The organism is Proteus sp. G2609 (genome assembly GCF_963896135.1).
GTDB classification, from domain to species: domain Bacteria; phylum Pseudomonadota; class Gammaproteobacteria; order Enterobacterales; family Enterobacteriaceae; genus Proteus; species Proteus mirabilis.
In genome coordinates this window covers 19,204-38,878 of the sequence record NZ_CAWQNB010000020.1, presented here as the reverse complement: position 1 = coordinate 38,878, position 19,675 = coordinate 19,204, and the positions used below count along the sequence as shown (strand labels likewise).

Below are 19,675 nucleotides of genomic sequence, written 5' to 3'. Positions count from 1 at the left end.
TGATTCAGACATCAGTCTGAACGCAGTAGGGATCCACGTCCTTTAGGGCGTGGAGGATGTCAAGCTATCTTCCTGCGGAAAAGATAATAGGCAATAGAGCCTGTCCCAATAGCAATAACAATCAGTGCCCATAAACTATGCCATATTACGGTAATATCGGCATTTTTGAGGTAGATTTGTTTGGTAATATCGGTGAAATGGCGGATTGGGTTTATCCATGTGGCTTGCTGTAACCAAACTGGCATATTTTCCACTGGAGAAATATAGCCTGATAATAATACTGCGGGCATCATAAATACGAACACACCAATAAATGCTTGTTGTTGTGTTGAACTTAACGCGGAAATCAAAAGCCCAAAACCTACCAGCGATAAACCGTAAATAAGCATGGTAAAGTAAAATAATAGCAGTGAGCCTGAAAAAGGTATTTGATAGCCGAAAATACCGATAATTAATACAATGGTTCCCTGTACTGCCGCAACAACCATGGCAGGAACCGCTTTTCCCACAAAGATTTGCCAAGTTGATAACGGTGAAACTAATAGCTGATCTAATGTCCCTTGCTCTCGCTCTCTAGCAACAGACAGTGATGTTACTATCATTACCCCGATGGTGATAATTAAGGCCACTAAAGAAGGCACAATAAACCATTTATAGTTTAAATTGGGGTTATACCAATTACGTACTACTAATTCGCTTTTATTCAGTAAAGATGGGGTATCGCCGGCTAATTCTGTTTGATAATTTTGCACAATTTGTTGTACATAATTTGCCGCAATTTGTGCACTATTAGAATTACGTCCATCAAGAATTAATTGTAATTTTACCGGAGTATGACTGGCTAAATTAGCACTAAAATTTTGTGGAAAACGCACTAATAGCAAGGCTTTACGATTATTAATCGTCTCTTTAATTTCATGTTCACTTTTTAATAATAGGGTTTCAGAAAAAGCACTGGCTTTGGCTATGCGTTGGGTTAATTCAATAGATTGTTTACCATTGTCTTCATCAAAAATAGCAACAGAGGCATTGGTAACATCAAGGGTGGCCGCAAAAGGGAATAAGATCATCTGAAAGATAACCGGTAATATTAAGATAATCCGTGTTTGTGGCTCTTGTAATAATGACTGTAGCTCTTTCATTATCAGGGTGAGAAGACGATGAAACATAAAAACTCTCCCTTATTAATCTAAGCGACGACGTGTTGCTAACGCCGTTAAGCCAATAAAAAAGATGGCTGAAACAATTAATAGCCACATATCTAGCATTAAGATCATCGGAATATCTCCCGCTAAGAAGAGTGTCTGTAAGCTACTGACAAAATAACGTGCGGGAATAAAATAGGTCACTACTTGAATAAAAAATGGCATGCTATCAATTTCAAATACAAAGCCTGATAACATCACCGCAGGTAAAAAAGCCGCATTAAGTGAGATCATTGCCGCGTTAAATTGATTGCGAGTTAGGGTGGAGATCAATAGCCCCATACCTAGTGCAGTGGCTAAAAATAGTGAAGTAATATCCGCTAAAATCCATAATGAGCCACGGTAAGGCACGCCTAATATATAGACAGTGACCAACATACATAGCACCATAACAAAACTGCCTAATACTTGATAAGGAATGAGCTTGGAAAGCAGTAATTCTGTGCGTGTAATTTGGGTTGAGAGTAAGGCTTCCATGGTGCCACGCTCCCATTCTCGAGCAATAACCAAAGAGGTTAGAATAGCCCCAACCACGGTGATGATAATAGTGACGGCACCGGGAATAATATAGTGTTGGCTGATGGCGGCAGGGTTAAACCAATACCTTGGCTCAATTTCAATTAATGGCTGCTGTTGAATGCCTTGACTTAAAGCTTGTTGCTGTAACCAGATTTGCCAAACCCCTTTGGTATAGGCTTGTACAAAGTTTGCAGTATTTGGCTCACTACCATCGGTGATCACTTGAATGGGAGCTTTGCTATCTTGTCGGGCTAATAATTGCGCAAAGTCGACAGGAATAACCACAATGCCACGAATTTCTCCGGCTTGCATTTTATCGATAAGCAATTGGCGATTATCGCTGATGGTGGCGTTAATATAGGGAGAGTTGGTAAAAGTATACACTAACTCTTGTGCCGGTTGGCTTTGTTGGTTAGTTAGTATACCAATATTTAATTTGCTTGAATCTAAGTTGATACCGTAACCAAAAATAAACAGTAAGGTGAGGGGGATAACAATAGCAATAAGCGCGCTACTGGGATCACGGGTGATTTGTTTAGTCTCTTTTAAACAAAGAGCATATAAACGTCGCCAAGAAAAGTGTGCAGGTGATGATTGAGACGAATTACTCATGTTTTTCGCTCCCTTGGTGATTTTCTTGTTCAAGTTTTTTATCGTAATCCAGTACTAAGCCAATAAAAGCATCTTCCATAGAGGGGGTCGGATTTTCTTCTGTTGCTACCATCTGTTTTAATGAATCCGGCTCGCCTGCTGCAATAATTTTTCCGCGATAAACCAAACCGATACGATCACAATATTCAGCTTCATCCATAAAGTGAGTCGTTACCATCACTGTTACACCTTTATCCACCATTCCATTGATATGAAGCCAGAATTCACGGCGTGTTAAAGGGTCAACCCCTGAGGTAGGTTCATCAAGAAAAAGAATATCTGGCTCATGCATCAAAGAGCATGCAAGGGCAAGACGCTGTTTATAGCCAAGAGGTAAGGTATCGGTGATTTGGTTAATCATTGGCTGTAAGCCAAATGCGGTTATCATATCATTAATTTTATTGCGTTGTTGCTTACCATATAATCCATAAACCCCAGAAAAAAACTTCAGGTTTTGCCCCACTTTTAAGTTGCTATATAGCGAGAATTTTTGTGCCATATAACCTAAATGTTGGCGAGCTTTACCTGAGCTGACTTTCAGATCCATACCTAACACTAATGCTTTACCACTCGTTGGTACTAATAGCCCGCACATCATCTTAAAGGTTGTCGATTTTCCCGCACCGTTAGGGCCTAATAATCCGAAAATCTCCCCACGTTTAACTTGGAAATCAACATGATCAGTGGCGGCAAATTGACCGAACATTTTCGTTAATTGTTGTGCTTCAATAACGGTTTCATCGGGTGCAGGAGGGATTTGTGGCATGATCTCCGCCAGTTCAGATTTATGAGAAGGGCCACCACCTAATAAATCAATAAAGGCATCTTCAAATCGCGGTGTCGCCGGAATAAGTTTTGCATCTGGTTTTCCTAAGGCGTTTAACAATGCCGTTTGGTCACTGTGTTTTTTTAAGATCAATCGTACAGATTGCCCTTGGATCACGCCATCGGTCACTTGAGGTTGTATAATGGCTTGTTGCAATACTTTTCGACGCTGATGACCTTCAACATTGAGTAAAAAAGAGCGTCCCGCCATTTTAGCAGTTAAAGTCTGAGGTACACCGCTATAAAGTAATTCACCTTTATTCAGTAGCAGAATGTTTTTACATTGTTCTGCTTCATCAAGATAAGAGGTACTCCATAAGATAAGCATGCCATCACCGGCTAAGGTATGAACCATTTGCCAAAGCTCTCGACGGGCAATGGGATCAACACCAACTCCCGGCTCATCTAATAACAGGACTTTGGGACTACCTAATAGAGTACAAGCTAACCCTAATTTTTGTTTCATCCCACCAGAAAGATTACCCGCTAGACGAGAGGTAAAACGTGTTAAGTCAGTAAAAGAGAGTAGCTGTTGATAAACTCTTTTTCTCTCTTCACCAATAACATTTTTTAAATCTGCATAAAGATTGAGATTCTCTAGCACAGTGAGATCTTCATATAAGCCAAATTTTTGTGGCATATAACCGAGGATCGCCCTAACATCAACACTCTGTTTTTGCGGATCCATTCCTAAAATTTTGATCTCACCAGCATCAGGTTTTAGTAATCCTGCTAGCATGCGGATTAGGGTTGTTTTTCCCGCACCATCAGGGCCGACAAGACCTGTGACTGAACCACCGGTAATGGTGGCGGTGAGTGAAGCAACCGCCGGTTTTTCAAGCCCAACAAAGCGTTTTTCAACACCGCTTAAATTGATGGTGTAATTTGTGTTATCCATATTGATTGCCTCTCCTCAACTTAATGAGTCGGTGCAAATTTCAAGGTCACTGGCATTCCTTGGCGTAATGCATCATCAGCATCGGTGACAACCACTCTTATACGATAAACTAGATCAGTGCGTAGTTCCGGTGTTTCAACGCTTTTAGGGGTAAATTCAGCGGTTGGCGAAACAAAACCTATAGTGCCGTGATAAGGCTTATCTTTGCGACTGTCGGTATAAAGATACACTTCGCGATTAGGTATCGCTTCACCTAAATGATTTTCACTAATATAAGCTCTAACCCATACAGGGTTAGTTAAAGAAACAGTAAAAACAGGGCTTCCTGCTGATAAAATAGTGCCAGGCTCCACAGCACGAGTCAGTATAGTTCCTTCTGCAGGTGAGGTTAATTTGGTGTCTTGAAGATTAAGCTCTGCTTGGGCGACTGCCGCTTTGGCTTGAAGTACTTGGCCTCTTGCCATATCAATATCTTCTTGGCGATAACCATTTTGATATTGATTGAGTTTGTCTTGTGCTGCTTTTAATGCCGCAGCCGCTTGGTTACGATTATTGCGGGCACTGTCTAAGTCATTGGCTGAAATAACTTTGCGATTAGCAAGATCTTGTTGTCGCTTATAAAAGTTTTCAGCATATTGCCATGCGGCACGTTTTAATGACACATCTGACTGGGCTTGTGCAATTTCTTCACTGCGGTAACCAGCCTCCATTAAGGCTAATGAAGCGATGGCACTATCACGTTCACCATAAGCTTTATTTAATGCATTAATGTAAGGTGCATCATCGAGTTGGCCTAATAATTGACCCTTGGTGACCGGCGCACCTTCATCAACTTGTAGTTCCGCTAACTTGCCTGCAACACGAAAACTTAAGTTAACCGTCCGAATATCAACATTTCCATAGAGTACTAACTCAGGATCTTTGTTCTCTTCATAATAATAGATACCTGCGATAATACCGATAATAATCATTAAGATAATAAAGACACTGATTTTTTTCGTTTTCATAATAACTCTATTTATATTTATGCATGGTTGTTATGAGTATAGATCTCTCTTAGTCCATCAAGTAGTAAAGTAATATGTACTTTTAAGGTATTAGAAATAATTTCATATTCCTGTTTACCAATTCTATCCCATCCAGTTTGGCGTAAAATGGTTTCTCGTACTAATCGAAATGATAGCACCTCTCCCAAAATAGCGTGAGTATGTAGCATGGTTTTTGGTAAAGTTGGATCTAAGCCAATATAAAGTGCTAATAAACGATTTACACGAGTTAATAGCGGAGATAACGCTTGCTGGTGGATAAGGGAATAGGCTTCTGTGGGAACAAGTTGTTCTCTTGCCATAATGCGACTGATATGTACATTGCTTTTATCAAGTACGAGTCGGGCATATTGCAAAAAACTGTCAATGATCAGTTTTTGTAATAGGGGTAAGTGCTCTGTTGGATTAGGTTTTTCAAGAAAATCATCAAGTTGTGCAACAGTGGGTTCAAAATCAATTCGAATTAAATCGGCAATATACTGTGCAACAGCGAGATATAACCCTTCTTTAGAGCCAAAATAGTAAGCAATAGCCGCGATATTTTGCTTCGCAGCTTGCGCAATCTGGCGAGTTGTGGCGCTATCAGGCCCATTTTTACCAAAGATTTCACAGGCAGCTTCTAATAACTGTCGTTTTGCAAGTTCCCCTCGAGTTTTCTTTTGGTGTGTGTCTGGCATAAGGATACCTTACTTAAGTAAAATGTAACAAAGAAATAACATTAAAATAGTCGTTATTGAAAGTAGTATATTCGATGATATTGAGTAACAGGATAAATTTGTAGTAAATAATGAAATAAAGATGACATGTAATAAAAAAAACATGATTTATTTAAAAATTATTTTTATATTCGCAAGATGGCAAAACTGTTAAAATGGCCGCTATTAGGTTAACCTGATAAGGTTCATTCTCTTTCACCTTGCGGTGAAAGCCCGTCATTTTTAATTTCAATCACCGTGTTATACGTTCTGGTTGTAGGAGATTTCTGTTTTGACCGATTTTACATCGCTTGGTTTAAGTGAGGCGCTTCTCCGCGCTATTGATGAACAAGGGTATAAAACCCCAACCCCTATTCAACAACAGGCGATTGAGCCGATTTTGGCGGGTAAGGACGTATTAGCGAGTGCACAAACGGGTACGGGAAAAACGGCCGCATTTACATTACCGATACTGGAAAAACTCGCTACATCAGCAGAGAAAACGAAAGGGCGTAAGCCAGTTAAAGCGCTTATTTTAACCCCTACACGTGAATTAGCTGCACAAATTGCCGATAACGTAAAAGCTTATAGTCGTTATTTACCTATTCGTTCATTGGTGGTTTTTGGTGGCGTCAGTATCAATCCTCAAATGATGAAACTACGAGGTGGCGTCGATGTTTTGATTGCAACACCGGGCCGCTTACTTGATCTTGAACATCAAAATGCTGTCGACTTATCTCGCGTTGAAGTATTGGTGTTAGATGAAGCTGATCGTATGTTAGATATGGGATTTATTCATGATATTCGTCGAGTCATCAATAAGTTACCGAAAAAAAGACAAAATTTACTCTTTTCAGCGACTTTTTCAAAAGAGATAACAGGGCTTGCTAACTCACTACTCAACAATCCTATAAGTATTGCTGTTGCCCCCAAAAACTCAGCGGCTGAATCTGTTGATCAATATGTCCATTTAGTGGATAAAAAGCGTAAGACAGAGCTGTTATCACACTTAATTGGTCTAGAAAATTGGCCTCAAGTTCTTATTTTTACTCGAACTAAACATGGTGCGAATAAATTAGCTGAACATCTTAATTTAGATGGCATCAAATCAGCGGCGATCCACGGTAATAAAAGCCAAGGAGCTAGAACACGTGCTCTAGCTGATTTTAAAGACGGTAAATTAAAAGCGTTAGTTGCCACTGATATTGCAGCGCGGGGACTTGATATTGACCAACTTCCTTATGTGGTCAACTTTGAATTACCGCAGGTAGCAGAAGATTACGTTCATCGTATTGGTCGAACAGGGCGTGCGGCGGCAACAGGTAAAGCGATATCTTTAGTTTGTGTTGATGAACATGGCTTATTAGCTGATATTGAACGCTTATTAAAACGTGAAATTCCTCGTTTAGCATTAGAAGGTTACGATCCTGATCCCTCAATAAAAGCGGCGCCTTTGCATAAAAAGCCAAAGAATAAAGCACGTAATAATAAAGAAGGCGGACATGGTCGTGCTGATATGCGTGGCAAAGATAATCGCCATACACCACGTAATAAAAATAGTCGTAATCAAAAAGAGAGTGAAACGGGTGAGATAAAACAGAATAAATCTAAACCCGCTAGACGTTCACGCAAACACGATGATGATCGTGATAATCAAAATCCTTGGTCAAAAGCTAGAAAAGAATTTTGAGGCTAAACTGTGCGAGTCCTATTAGCGCCAATGGAGGGGGTGTTAGACCCCCTTGTGAGAGATCTACTGACGGCGATTAATCATTACGATCTCTGTATCACGGAATTTATTCGCGTTGTTGATTCATTATTACCGCCAAAAGCATTTTATCGTTTATGTCCTGAATTACACACTCAAAGCCGCACGCAAAGTGGCACCTTGGTGCGGGTACAATTATTAGGGCAAAATCCACAATGGTTGGCAGAAAACGCTTTTCGAGCCGTCTCTTTAGGTTCATGGGGCGTTGATCTTAATTGTGGTTGTCCTTCTAAAACCGTCAATGGTAATGGCGGTGGTGCTTCGTTATTAAAACAACCAGAAACGATTTATCAAGCAACTAAAGCGATGCGTGGTGCTGTACCTGCGGATTTACCTGTTTCTGTAAAGGTACGATTAGGGTGGGATTGTTCATCTTATTGCCATGAAATTGCCGATGCTGTAGAACAAGGTGGCGCGACAGAAATTACTATCCACGGTAGAACAAAAGAAGATGGTTATCGTGCTGATAAGATAAACTGGCAAGCGATTGGTGAAATTCGCCAAAAATTGACTATTCCCGTTATCGCTAACGGTGAGATTTGGTGTCGAGAAGATGCTATCTCTTGTTTAAAGATAACCGGCTGTGATGCGATTATGATAGGTCGCGGGGCGATGCATACGCCCAATTTAAGTAATGTGATAAAAGGTATTGAAGAAAAAATGCCTTGGTCACAAGTGATCCAATTACTTAAACGCTATATTCGTCTAGAAAAGCAAGGGGATACCACTTATTACCATGCTTCCCGTATAAAACAGTGGTTGGGATATTTAAGAAAAGAGTATCAAGATGCTGATGCACTTTTTAGTCAAATTAGAACGCTAAAAACCTCACCTGAAATAGCCAAAATAATAGAAGCGTTATAATAACCACAATAGGTTATTAATAGCCAAAACCAGCATTAATAATAAGGTGCTGGTTTTTTCTATAAAAAGGTAAAAATATCTGAATATGAAAAAAATAATTGCTGTTTAAGTACAATTATTGGAAAAAATCACTATTTCGTCTTACACTCTTAAAGTGACCATTTTTAATATACTATCTATATTATCACTACATTTAGGGGGAACTATGGGATTTCTTTCTTGGATTGTGTTCGGTCTTATTGCGGGTATCTTAGCCAAATTCTTAATGCCTGGCTCGTATGATATCGGCCTTATCTGGACCTGTATTCTAGGTATTGTGGGTGCTGTAGTTGGTGGTGTAATTAGTAATTTCTTTGGTAAAGGCAAAGTAGATGGTTTCAATTTTGGTAGTTTTGTCGTTGCCGTAATAGGGGCAATCGTTGTGCTTTATTTAGCAAAAATATTTGCCAGTTAATTGGAAATAAAGAGTCTATTAATACTATTAAACCCGCATCTGCGGGTTTACTTTTTTGCGTTAACTTCACTATCGCTTTTATTTTATTCGCATGCACAAGGTAATGCGTTTTCTGCTCCCCACTGCGCCCAAGAGCCATCATACAGTGCGATATTTTGGCAGCCCAATAGAGTTAAAGCTAAAAATAGAATAGCCGCAGTCATACCTGAGCCACAACTGACAATAATTGGCTGAGATAAATCGACTCCCGCTTGTTCAAATATGTGCTGTAATTGTGCTTTATCTTTTAATTGTCCATTAATGACTAAGCTATCCCAAGGAACATTTTTACTATTGGGAATATGACCCCGACGTAAACCAGGGCGAGGCTCTGGTGCTCTGCCATAAAATCTATCCGCCGAGCGAGCATCAATGATTTGATTTTGCTGCGTGGTCAGATTATCCAGTACTTGCTGTTTATCGACACGGCGTTGAGTGTGGCGTGTGACGATAAAAGGGTGAGTGGCTGGGACGTTGGGCGTTTCTCCTTGTTCAAGGGAGAACCCCGCTTCTTGCCAAGCTTGTAAACCACCGGCCAGAATACGCACCTTGTGACAACCTAAGGTAGTAAAAGTCCACCAGCCACGAGGTGCTGAAAAGAGATTGCCGATATCATAGAGGATCACTGTTGTATTATTTGAAATACCTAACTGAGTTAAGGTTTCAGAAAACAGTGTGTCAGATGGCAACATATGTGGTAATGATGTTGTTTTATCGGCGATTTCATCCAGATCAAAAAAATGGGCACCAGGGATATGACGTTCAAGATAGCGCTGATGATAGTCAATATCTTGCGTAGGCATGGGCGCACTGACATCAACTATCACCAGATCTTGATCGTCGTGATGTTCAAAAAGCCATTGTGGAGTAACAAAATAATCAAATTCCATGGTGCAACCTCTTTATTTCGTCGATGGTGAGCTATCTGGTAGAGCTGGAAATTGCTGTGCTGGTGAGCGATTAGGTTGAGTTTGCTCTGTGTCTACCGGTGTGGTTGAGCGCGTATAAATATTTAGTCCGGCAAGAAAAACGCCCCCAAGGGAGCCAAAAGCCAGTAGTGCGATAACAACAAGAAGTAATTTTTTCATAAGATTTATGTGCAGATGAATGTTACTAAAAAGTATATCTAGATATGCCATTGAAACAAGTGCTGTACCTCTAGTAAAACTAAAATCAGTTATTTTCTAAATAACCCCGTGATGTTTGTTTTATAACGACTTCGATAAATACCACAATAATATTGGAGAGTTTTAGCGTATTACGCAGTATTTGATGAAAAAGGCGAGTAAGTGCAGCTGACTACTGATTTTTATACAGTGTTATGCGACAATAACGCTTATTTTAATGACAAATAGAGTAGTTATGTCCCTTTCTCAATCTGTAAAAATGCAAATCAGCCAATGGTATAAAGCATTACCTGAGCATATTGAAGGCTTTATTCCACGAGCGCCTCAGCGCGAAATGATTGCTGAAGTTGCGAAGACATTTTCTGATGAAATGGGGCGACATCTAATTATTGAAGCGCCTACCGGAGTAGGTAAAACACTCTCTTATCTTATTCCTGGTATTGCTATCAGTCGGGAAGAGAAAAAACCACTGATTATCAGTACGGCGAATGTGGCGCTACAAGATCAAATTTACAGCAAAGATCTGCCTTTACTAAAAAAAATTATTCCAGACCTGACTTTTACTGGGGCTTTTGGGCGAGGTCGTTATTTATGTCCCCGTAATTTAGAGGCAATTTGTGCAACAGAAGGTGAGCAAATTGATTTAATGTTCTTGCTGGAAGATAAAGTTGATGTCGCAACCAGTGCGGAAAGGGAGATTTGCCAAGAGTTAAAACACGATTTTACCAGCTTTGGTTGGGATGGTTTGCGTGATCACCATAAACGAGCATTAACGGATAGTTTATGGCGCAAGATTAGCACAGATAAAATGAATTGCTTAGGTCGTAATTGCCAATACTATCATCGCTGTCCTTTTTTTCTGGCCCGTCGAGAAATAGACGAAGTTGATGTGGTTATCACCAATCATGCTCTTGTGATGGCTGCGATGGAAAGTGAATCGGTGTTACCTGATGCAAAAAATATTTTATTAGTATTGGATGAAGGGCATCATATTCCTGATGTTGCTAGAGATGCGCTTGAAGTTGAAGGGGAAATAACCTTATCGGCATTAAATATGCAACTTGATAATATGACTCGTCATGTCAGCCAATATTTAGCACAATTTATCCCAGTCAAACCACCCAAATTAGCCGATCCCATTCGTTTTGATGCTCATATTGCAAAAATGCGCGAAGCCTACCAAGACGTTGAACATTTTACCCGCGCGTTATTGCCTGAGCGCAGTGAAAATGATGAATATTTATTTCCCTTAGGTCAATTACCTGAACAATTACTGTTATGTTGCCAAAACTTATTTAAGCTAACCGATGGTTTAAAAATGTTAGGTGAGTCGATTCTTAACGACTTAACTGAGCGAACAGCAAAAGAAGATGTTGTACGTTTACATCGCGCGATTTTAACCACTAGCCGAATGGTTGGTTATCTGGAAAATATGGCAAAACTATGGCGACTTGCGACATTAGAGCAGACATCAAAAGCACCCGTCTCGAAATGGCTTACTCGTCGTTATGATAAAAAGCAGTCACATCTCTATTTACATTGTGCTGGTATTCGCGTTAGTGAACAGTTAACACAATTATTATGGAAAAATATTCCTCATGTGGTGATCACTTCTGCCACACTACGTTCATTAAACAGTTTTTCGCGTATTCAAGAGCTTACAGGACTAAGCGAACACTTTGATGATCGTTTTATTACCTTGTCATCGCCTTTTACACATGAAAGGCAAGGGAAACTCGTTATCCCTAAAATGCGTTATGAACCGACAATGGCGAATGAAAAAGCGCATTTAAAAGAGATGGCACGCTATTTTCGTCAAGGAATGGTAGAAAACCACCATCGAGGGCAATTAGTATTATTTAGTAGTCAACGGGCGATGGAAGGGTTTTTAGAGGAAGTTAAAGATCTACGTTTGAGTCTCTTAGTCCAAGGAGATCAACCGCGCTATCGTTTAGTGGAGACACATTGTAAGCGTATTGATGCGGGTGATAATAGTGTGTTAATTGGGCTACAATCTTTTGCTGAAGGGTTAGATTTAAAAGGTGACTATTTAACGCAAGTACATATTCATAAAATTGCTTTTCCACCTGTTACTGATCCGGTCATTGTGACGGAAGGGGAATGGCTAAAATCACTGAAACGTTATCCTTTTGAAGTGCAAAGCTTACCAAGTGCATCATTTAATTTGATCCAGCAAGTTGGGCGTCTTATTCGTAGTCATCATTGCCATGGTGAAGTTGTTATTTATGATAGACGTTTATTAACGAAAAACTACGGTTCACGGCTATTAACCGCGCTACCTGTCTTTCCTATTTATCAGCCAGATATACCTAAAACAGAATAATAAAAAGGCTACCTATATTGGTAGCCCTTTTCAGTAAGAAGCATGTGATTAAATAAGCAATTAGTTTTCAATATTTGCTTCAATAAACCATAAGAATTTATCTAGATCACGGGATGCTGCGGTAAACATATCAGCAGTATCTTCATCTTCAACTTCATCAATCGCTTTACGAATATCATTAGCGACTACCGCATAGCGATCAGCCAATGCTTTAAGGTGATCTTGCACATCATGAATATCGAGTGGATAGGCTTTTAAAGGTGTTTTTTTACTGACAGTTTGTGGTGTACCAAGGACTGTGCCACCTAATTGTACTAAACGCTCAGCAAACTCATCAGTATGTTCATTGATGGTATCACGGAAACCATCTACCATTTCGTGTACGGCAATAAAGTTTCTGCCGCGCATATTCCAGTGTGCTTGTTTGGTAATGAGAGACAAATCGATAAACTGAGTCACCATTTGCTGCAGTAGTTCGATAGTATGCAGTTTAACACTGTCATCAACATTATTACGGGTATAAAGCAGGGCTGAAGGTGTGGATTTGACTAATTTAGCAGTACTCATAATCGTTCTCCCTAAATAATTAATAACTCAATATCTTAATTTCTGTTAATTATGATAGTGGATTATTAATGGTTAGTCTTATCGCTTGCTACTATTAAATTGATAGGGCATTACTAATAAAAATGTCATCTATCGAAATAGCCTATTTAGAATAAGACAATATGCTTAAAATAGCAATGTTAGGGAAGTAAAGTTATTATTTAATAAGTAAAAAGAGATCAACTGATCTCTTTTCATTTAATATTTTATTTATTAATAAGTTAAACTGTATAAATATTTATTCTACTTTTTCAATTTTGGTTTTTCTTTTCATGGTTGCAGTGGAACCAATTGACGCTAACACAATAAATGCCAACGCAACCCATTGTATTAACGTTAAATGTTCATGTAAGAAAATAATACCAATAAAAGCCCCCATACAAGGCTCTAAACTCATCAATGTCCCAAAGGTTTTTGCCGGTAAACGGGTAAGTGCAATCATTTCCAAAGTATAAGGAAAAGCGGTAGATAAAATCGCAATAGCTAATCCAATAGGTAATATAGACCAACTAAAAACTAGCTCAGGGCTACTTTGTAGCATACCAATAGGGAAAAAGATAAAGGCGGCGATAAGTGAGCCAATAGAAACTGTCGCTGCGCCATAGCCTTTTCCTGCACGTTGTCCGAAAACAATATACAGTGCCCAACCGACACCCGCACCTAATGCATATAAAATGCCTAGGGGATCGAGTCCGTGAATATTATCCCCAATCGGCAGTAATAACCCTAAGCCAGCAATCACTAAGATTATCCATAAAAAATCGATTGCTCTGCGTGAAGAAAACATCGCTACCGCAAGCGGTCCTGTAAACTCAAGTGCTACTGCAATACCTAATGGAATAGTTTCAAGAGCCAAGTAGAATAAGTAGTTCATTGCCCCTAATGATAAACCATATAAAAATAGTGGCATTATGGCACTACGAGAAAAGCTTAGACGCCATGGTTTAAAAATAAAAAACAGGATCAGAGTACCTAAAAAAAGGCGTAATGCTGTGACTGCGGGGGCGCCAATAACAGGAAACAGGCTTTTTGCCAATGATGCGCCACTTTGTATTGATAGCATAGAAAGAAGCAAAAGAAGCACAGGGTAGAACACCTGTAATTTAGCTGAGTGTCTGGCTGACAACATCCTGAAAAACCTCGTCAAAAGTAAAGCGTTGAGTACTCTGTTATCCTATATAACAAAGGATCACATAATATAAAGTAAATTTGTGATTTTTAATATAGTTATTTATTAATTATTTATTAATAACACAACTTAAATTATTTTAGTTTAGGGATAGTTTAATAATATTAAAATATATTTGGAAAATACAATAAGGATGAATAAAAACAATCAAATTAAATGTGTATTATTAATAAAACAAACAGAGAGATATATTATAAAAGCGATAAAATAATTTTTTTTGACCTTTTTTATAACTGAGGGGTTCAGTATAATTTTTCACTCGTTTTAACTAGCTAAAGAGAATTAAAAATGAATAAAATAAAGTCTATTGCCGTGTATTGTGGTTCAAGTTTAGGCGCTTCACCAATTTATAAACAACAAGCGATTCTTTTTGCTAAAGAGCTGGTTAAACGTAATATCACTTTAGTTTATGGTGGTGCCAGTGTAGGAATTATGGGCACGCTCGCGGATACCGTTTTACAGGAAGGGGGTAAAGTTATTGGTGTGATCCCAACGCTATTAGAAGGGCGTGAAATCTCACATAAAAATCTGACAGAGCTCCATGTCGTTGAAACTATGCACCAACGTAAAAGTAAAATGATTGAACTCGCGGACGGCTTTGTGGCACTGCCGGGGGGTTTTGGCACATTAGAAGAGTTCAGCGAAGTGTTTACTTGGAGCCAAATTGGCCTTCATCAAAAGCCATTAGGTATATTTAATATTAATGATTTTTATCAGCCATTACTGGCTATGATAGATAAAATGGTAGATGAAAAATTCTTACATGAAAAATATCGTCATATGGCGATTGTTGAGCAATCACCTATCCAGTTATTAGATAAATTTGAAAGTTATATTGCCCCTTCGATTAAAACCTACGATAAATAAAGGTAGAGCATGATAACCATAAGAAAAGCTGTACTTTCTGATGTTGAGCAGATTAATACCCTGTATGGCTATTTATTTGCTGAGATGGCGAAATTACAGCCAGAAAGATTAAAACCGGGTAAACAAGATGAAGCATTTATTATTAATGGCATTAAAAATGATAAATTTCATCTGTTAGTGGCTGAGTTAGAACAGAAAATTGTCGGTTTTACTATTGCCCAAATACAAGAGACACCGCTATTTAACTGTTTAGTACAGCGTAAATATGCCTATATTTTTGATATTGTTGTTGACCCTTCTGTTCGTGGACAAGGGGCAGGGGCATTGTTGCTAAATGCCATGAAGGCGTGGGCCAAACAACAAAAAATGACCCACCTAGAGCTTTCAGTATTGGCTGAAAATGCCGATGCTAAACGTTTTTATCAGCGAGAAGGGTTAAAAGAAGTCAGTACCGTGATGGGTATTGCTTTGTAATTTTCGCTTAATCATGGCAAAAATAAACCCGCTGAGTGCGGGTTTATTAATTATGTTATTCAGCTAAATTGTGGGTTTCCCCGCAATTATCGTACACAATACCCTGACATTTTCAATATCTTCTGCCGATATTTCAAACAAGTTTCTATCTAAGACAATAAAATCGGCGAATTTCCCTACTTCTAATGAACCAATCTGTTTATCCATATCTAGTGCATAAGCGGCATTAATGGTGGCGGCTCGTAATACTTCGATTAAGGTGAGATTGCGATCATTATCTAAACGTGGCTGAGAGGGATCTTTTTGTCGAGTCATGGCAACTTTAAAGTCATACCACTCATTTAATGGATCAATCGGCCAATCACTGCCAAATGCGACAGTCACTCCCGCATCAATAAATTTACCGGCGGTTTCTAGATATTGGCAACGTGCTTTGCCTAACATTTCAAGATCTTTATCAATATTATGTTGCTCTACGCCAGCCCATTGAAAGGAGAGAAAAGGGTAGGTATTTAATTGGGCAAAGCGCGCATAATCTTTTTCACACATTAATTCGTTATGCGCAAGGCCGGGGCGAATATCTTTTTCTGGCAAGGCTTTGCGCATTTCACTAATGGCGTCAAGTGCGACACTAATAGCCCCTTCAGCGACGGTATGAATATGAGGATGATAACCTGCACGGCTAATCTCAGTGACTAATGGTGTCAAGATTTCAGGTGAAAAATAGAGATCGCCAACATGCTCTGAATCTTGCCAATGAGGCGTTTCATCCGTACCGACATTAATACGATAAGGGGCGTGTAAACGTGCTGTCATAATCGGCGCTTGTAATACACCATCAAGAAAAAGCTTAATATGGCGAATAGCGACACTGGGTTGCGCGCCTTGACTGATTTGATGCCAGTGAGAGAATCGTGTTATTGCTTGTTGTACAGCATGAGGAATAGCTGCAATATCAGCCACATCATCAGGGGTAATTTCAACCGCATTCTCAACACGAACCGTTAATTCACCCGCTTCTCGCAAGGTATTAAAGGCACGTAATTGTGGCTCACCAACACGTGCATCCATGATAGTCGTTACCCCTTGTTGATTGAGTAACTTTTGTACATGGCGTGCGATTTGTAGATTTTGCTCTGCCGTTAAAGGCGGTAGACTATCAATAGCCTGCATAGCTGGTGCATCTTCAAGAATACCAATAGGTGTTCTATCACCATCACGTTCAATATTGCCATCAGGGGGATCGGGGGTTTCAGCCGTAATATTTAATAATTCTAGTGCGCGGGAATTTGCTAATACGCTATGACAATCACTAGAAAAAAGTAAGATAGGGCGAGACGTATTTAAGCTATCAAGGTGATAACGCGTCATTTGTATCCCTTCCGGTTGCATCCCTTCACGATACCATGCTGACACTTTCAACCAAGCTGTATCACTATCGATGGGATCAGCATCAAGATAGCGTTGGATACGCGATAGAATTTCATCGATTGTTAAGGAGAGATAATCAAGGTGACAACCTGCTAATGTGGCTCCCCCCCAAAATGGATGCATATGAGCATCAATAATGCCGGGCATCACCATTTTCTTCTGTAAATCGATATGCTGTGTTTTTTCATTACAGTAAGCAAGTAAATTCGATTTTGTGCCTGTTGCAATAATAATACCTTGAGAAACAGCGATAGCTTCGACGAAATTGTTACTATTATCAGCGGTATAGATTAGGCCGTTATAATAGAGTGTGTCTGCAATTTGAAATGTCATTCTTCTACCTTGTATAGCTTTTTTGGCGATGATGGCTAATTTTCGGTACTGATTGGGCATCCTATGAAGTTTTGATGCGGGCGGTCATATTAGAATTAAATGACGCTCAATACTACCTGCGTGTTACATTGATTTAACTAACTATTTTATCAATGGGCGAAAATAATAGGATAAACCATATAGAATACCACTATATGGAAGAGAATAAGGTAAGCAGAACCGATAGCTACTTACCCTATTAAAATATTAGAAGGGGTCAATTATCGGGCAAATTAGCCGCACATACATCACAGTGTGGATTTTTAGGTAGCTTAAATTCACGAAATTGCATCCGCATAGCGTCAAATATTAATACTTTGCCATGTAAAGTTTCGCCATAGCCAGTGAGTAATTTAATGGCTTCAATGGCCTGTAACGTGCCAATAGTACCCACAACAGGGGCCATAATACCCGCTTCAACACAAGTGAGTGCATTATCACCAAAAAGATGACTTAAACAGCGATAGCAAGGTTCATCATCTTGATAGGTAAAGACGCTAATTTGGCCTTCCATACGAATGGCTGCACCAGATACTAAGGGTTTTTTCTGCACAAAACACAGTCGATTTAGTTGTTCACGGATAGTGACATTATCTGTGCAATCCATTATCAGATGATGTTGGCTGATTAATTCAGCCAGTGCTTTATCTTCAAGTAGTGCATCAACCGTATCTATCTGTACATGGGGATTAATCGCGTTTAATGTTGTTTTAGCTGATAAAACTTTCGGCTGACCAATGGTGCTATCGCGATGCAGGATCTGGCGTTGAAGATTGGACAGTGAAACGGTATCAAAATCTAATAGTGTCAGTTTGCCAACACCTGCGGCAGTGAGATATTGCGATACACTACAGCCTAATCCCCCAACACCGACAATCAATACAGAAGCACTTTTCAGTGCTTCTTGACCGTCAAAATCAAAGCCTCTTAACACAATTTGGCGATTATAACGCAGCGTTTCTTCATCGGTTAATTCTATACTCATAAACACTATTCGCTTTTTAGCAGAGGATTAAATAGCTCAATAGTGACGGTTTCACCCGCTGCAACTTTACCACGTTCTCGCTCTAAGACGATAAAACAGTTTGCCACACTAAAGGAGCTATATACGTGAGAGCCTTGATGTCCCGACGTTGTTACTTGCCATTCACCATTTTCATTAATACTGGCGATACCGCGTTGGAAATCCAGACGACCGGCAGATTTTTTTAATGGTGAACAGGTTTTAGCATGGAAACGCTGTGGTGCTCGCCACTGACTAAAACCAGATAAACGGGCAATTAAAGGCTGTACTAATTGGTAGAATGTCACTGTTGCTGAGACAGGATTACCCGGTAATCCGCAGAACCAAGCATTATGTAAGCGACCAAAAGCAAAAGGTTTACCCGGCTTAATGGCTAATTTCCAAAAACCAATTTCGCCTATTTCATCTAAAATTTGTTTAGTATAGTCCGCTTCACCCACAGAAACTCCGCCACTGCTAATCACTAAATCCGCTTGTGCATCAGCGGTTTTAAAAGTTTCTCGCAGTTTTTCTGGCGAATCTGGAATAACGCCTAAATCAAGCACATCACAATCTAATTTTTCCAACATTAAGCGTACGGCAAAGCGGTTAGTATCATAGATTTGCCCCGCTTTTAATGGTTGGCCAATAGTTTGCAACTCATCACCCGTTGAAAATACGGCCACTTTTAATTTGCGGTAAACATTAATATTGGCAATACCGAGTGAAGCAATAAGAGGTAACTGTGCTGTAGAAAGTTTTGTTCCTGCGGCTAAGACGATATCGTTTTGTTTTATATCCTCACCAATACGACGAATATTTTGTCCAAGCTTGGCCGGATGTGGAAAAAGAATACCGTTGTCAGTCACTTGTGTTTCTTCTTGCATAATAACGGTATCGACACCTGCGGGTATCATGGCTCCGGTCATGATACGAACACATTGTCCTTGTGGTAATTCACCTTCAAAAGGGACTCCAGCAAACGCTTTGCCTGCAATAGGTAAAGGAGATTGAGTGTTTAGATCCGTATAACGTACACCGTAACCATCCATGGCAGAATTATCGAAAGGAGGTACATTGAGTGGTGAAGTGATGTGCTCACTTAAGATATAACCTGCTGCCTTATGCAAAGGGATACTAAGGGTATCTGTGATTGCCACCGGTTTTTCAAGTAATTTTTCTAGCGCCTCATCAAGGGATAACAAACCGCTAACCTGACATTGACTCATTGTATACTCCAAAATCTATCGAAATGTTCTGTTTTATTTCATGATACTAATCTATCACGATGAAGCACA

General features: G+C 39.5%; 18 protein-coding genes. 6 read left to right on the top strand and 12 right to left on the bottom strand.

Annotation, left to right across the window (positions count from 1 at the left end):
• Positions 1 to 59 precede the first annotated feature (59 nt).
• Genes AACV01_RS05595 through cecR form a run of 5 tightly spaced genes read right to left on the bottom strand, consistent with a single transcriptional unit; the run spans position 60 to position 5,821 of the window.
• Positions 60 to 1,169 (bottom strand): ABC transporter permease, encoded by a 1,110-nt coding sequence (locus tag AACV01_RS05595; protein ID WP_017628463.1) that lies wholly within the window; start codon positions 1,167 to 1,169, stop codon positions 60 to 62.
• A 15-nt stretch (positions 1,170 to 1,184) separates the two neighbouring features.
• The gene (locus AACV01_RS05590; protein WP_161682557.1) at positions 1,185 to 2,336 is read right to left on the bottom strand and encodes an ABC transporter permease; all 1,152 of its coding nucleotides are present in this window, start codon (positions 2,334 to 2,336) and stop codon (positions 1,185 to 1,187) included.
• Positions 2,329 to 4,098 (bottom strand): ATP-binding cassette domain-containing protein, encoded by a 1,770-nt coding sequence (locus AACV01_RS05585; protein WP_004244480.1) that lies wholly within the window; start codon positions 4,096 to 4,098, stop codon positions 2,329 to 2,331. The genes AACV01_RS05590 and AACV01_RS05585 overlap by 8 nt, the downstream gene beginning before the upstream one ends.
• Positions 4,099 to 4,118: 20 nt before the next feature.
• A complete protein-coding gene (hlyD, locus tag AACV01_RS05580; RefSeq protein WP_004247573.1) occupies positions 4,119 to 5,105 on the bottom strand; it encodes a secretion protein HlyD in 987 nt (328 codons plus the stop codon).
• A gap of 17 nt (positions 5,106 to 5,122) precedes the next feature.
• On the bottom strand, positions 5,123 to 5,821 hold the full coding sequence (gene cecR, locus AACV01_RS05575; RefSeq protein ID WP_004244482.1) for a transcriptional regulator CecR: 699 nt from the start codon (positions 5,819 to 5,821) through the stop codon (positions 5,123 to 5,125).
• Positions 5,822 to 6,131: 310 nt separating this feature from the next.
• Here cecR and rhlE point away from each other — a divergent pair, with 310 nt between their 5' ends.
• The 3 genes from rhlE to AACV01_RS05560 all read left to right on the top strand — a co-directional run bounded on the left by rhlE (position 6,132) and on the right by AACV01_RS05560 (position 8,925).
• Positions 6,132 to 7,529 carry an ATP-dependent RNA helicase RhlE gene (rhlE, locus tag AACV01_RS05570; protein WP_004244484.1) on the top strand — a complete coding sequence of 466 codons (1,398 nt, stop codon included), beginning with the start codon at positions 6,132 to 6,134 and terminating at the stop codon, positions 7,527 to 7,529.
• 9 nt (positions 7,530 to 7,538) lie between these two features.
• Entirely contained in the window at positions 7,539 to 8,471 is a 933-nt protein-coding gene (gene dusC / locus AACV01_RS05565) for a tRNA dihydrouridine(16) synthase DusC (protein WP_004247575.1), read from the top strand.
• 205 nt (positions 8,472 to 8,676) lie between these two features.
• A complete protein-coding gene (locus tag AACV01_RS05560; RefSeq protein WP_004244486.1) occupies positions 8,677 to 8,925 on the top strand; it encodes a GlsB/YeaQ/YmgE family stress response membrane protein in 249 nt (82 codons plus the stop codon).
• 83 nt (positions 8,926 to 9,008) lie between these two features.
• Here the strand turns inward: AACV01_RS05560 and sseA are convergent, their stop codons facing one another.
• Together sseA and AACV01_RS05550 are read right to left on the bottom strand one after the other, a co-directional pair.
• Complete coding sequence (sseA, locus tag AACV01_RS05555; protein WP_161682556.1) at positions 9,009 to 9,854, bottom strand: 3-mercaptopyruvate sulfurtransferase; 846 nt, start codon at positions 9,852 to 9,854, stop codon at positions 9,009 to 9,011.
• Between the two features lie 12 nt (positions 9,855 to 9,866).
• Positions 9,867 to 10,052, bottom strand: a complete 186-nt coding sequence (locus AACV01_RS05550; RefSeq protein ID WP_012367682.1) for a hypothetical protein — start codon at positions 10,050 to 10,052, stop codon at positions 9,867 to 9,869.
• 274 nt (positions 10,053 to 10,326) lie between these two features.
• On the opposite strand from AACV01_RS05550, the gene dinG reads away from it, so the two are divergent.
• Entirely contained in the window at positions 10,327 to 12,435 is a 2,109-nt protein-coding gene (gene dinG, locus AACV01_RS05545; protein WP_046335113.1) for an ATP-dependent DNA helicase DinG, read from the top strand.
• Positions 12,436 to 12,495: 60 nt separating this feature from the next.
• On the opposite strand, the gene dps is transcribed toward dinG, so the two are convergent.
• Both dps and rhtA read right to left on the bottom strand, forming a co-directional pair.
• Positions 12,496 to 13,002 carry a DNA starvation/stationary phase protection protein Dps gene (gene dps / locus AACV01_RS05540; RefSeq protein ID WP_004244496.1) on the bottom strand — a complete coding sequence of 169 codons (507 nt, stop codon included), beginning with the start codon at positions 13,000 to 13,002 and terminating at the stop codon, positions 12,496 to 12,498.
• A gap of 277 nt (positions 13,003 to 13,279) precedes the next feature.
• Positions 13,280 to 14,170: a threonine/homoserine exporter RhtA gene (rhtA, locus tag AACV01_RS05535; RefSeq protein ID WP_004244497.1), complete on the bottom strand. Its 891-nt coding sequence runs from the start codon at positions 14,168 to 14,170 to the stop codon at positions 13,280 to 13,282.
• 348 nt (positions 14,171 to 14,518) lie between these two features.
• Here rhtA and AACV01_RS05530 point away from each other — a divergent pair, with 348 nt between their 5' ends.
• Complete coding sequence (locus AACV01_RS05530) at positions 14,519 to 15,097, top strand: LOG family protein (RefSeq protein ID WP_004244498.1); 579 nt, start codon at positions 14,519 to 14,521, stop codon at positions 15,095 to 15,097.
• 9 nt (positions 15,098 to 15,106) lie between these two features.
• Complete coding sequence (locus AACV01_RS05525; protein WP_004244499.1) at positions 15,107 to 15,571, top strand: GNAT family N-acetyltransferase; 465 nt, start codon at positions 15,107 to 15,109, stop codon at positions 15,569 to 15,571.
• Positions 15,572 to 15,634: 63 nt separating this feature from the next.
• Here AACV01_RS05525 and AACV01_RS05520 read toward each other — a convergent pair whose 3' ends face one another.
• From AACV01_RS05520 to moeA, 3 genes are all read right to left on the bottom strand, one after another.
• A complete protein-coding gene (locus tag AACV01_RS05520) occupies positions 15,635 to 17,335 on the bottom strand; it encodes an amidohydrolase (protein WP_004247580.1) in 1,701 nt (566 codons plus the stop codon).
• Positions 17,336 to 17,591: 256 nt separating this feature from the next.
• Positions 17,592 to 18,359, bottom strand: coding sequence for a molybdopterin-synthase adenylyltransferase MoeB (moeB, locus tag AACV01_RS05515; RefSeq protein WP_004247582.1), 768 nt, complete (start codon positions 18,357 to 18,359; stop codon positions 17,592 to 17,594).
• Positions 18,360 to 18,364: 5 nt separating this feature from the next.
• Positions 18,365 to 19,606, bottom strand: coding sequence for a molybdopterin molybdotransferase MoeA (gene moeA, locus AACV01_RS05510; protein WP_020945386.1), 1,242 nt, complete (start codon positions 19,604 to 19,606; stop codon positions 18,365 to 18,367).
• Between the last annotated feature and the right edge of the window lie 69 nt (positions 19,607 to 19,675).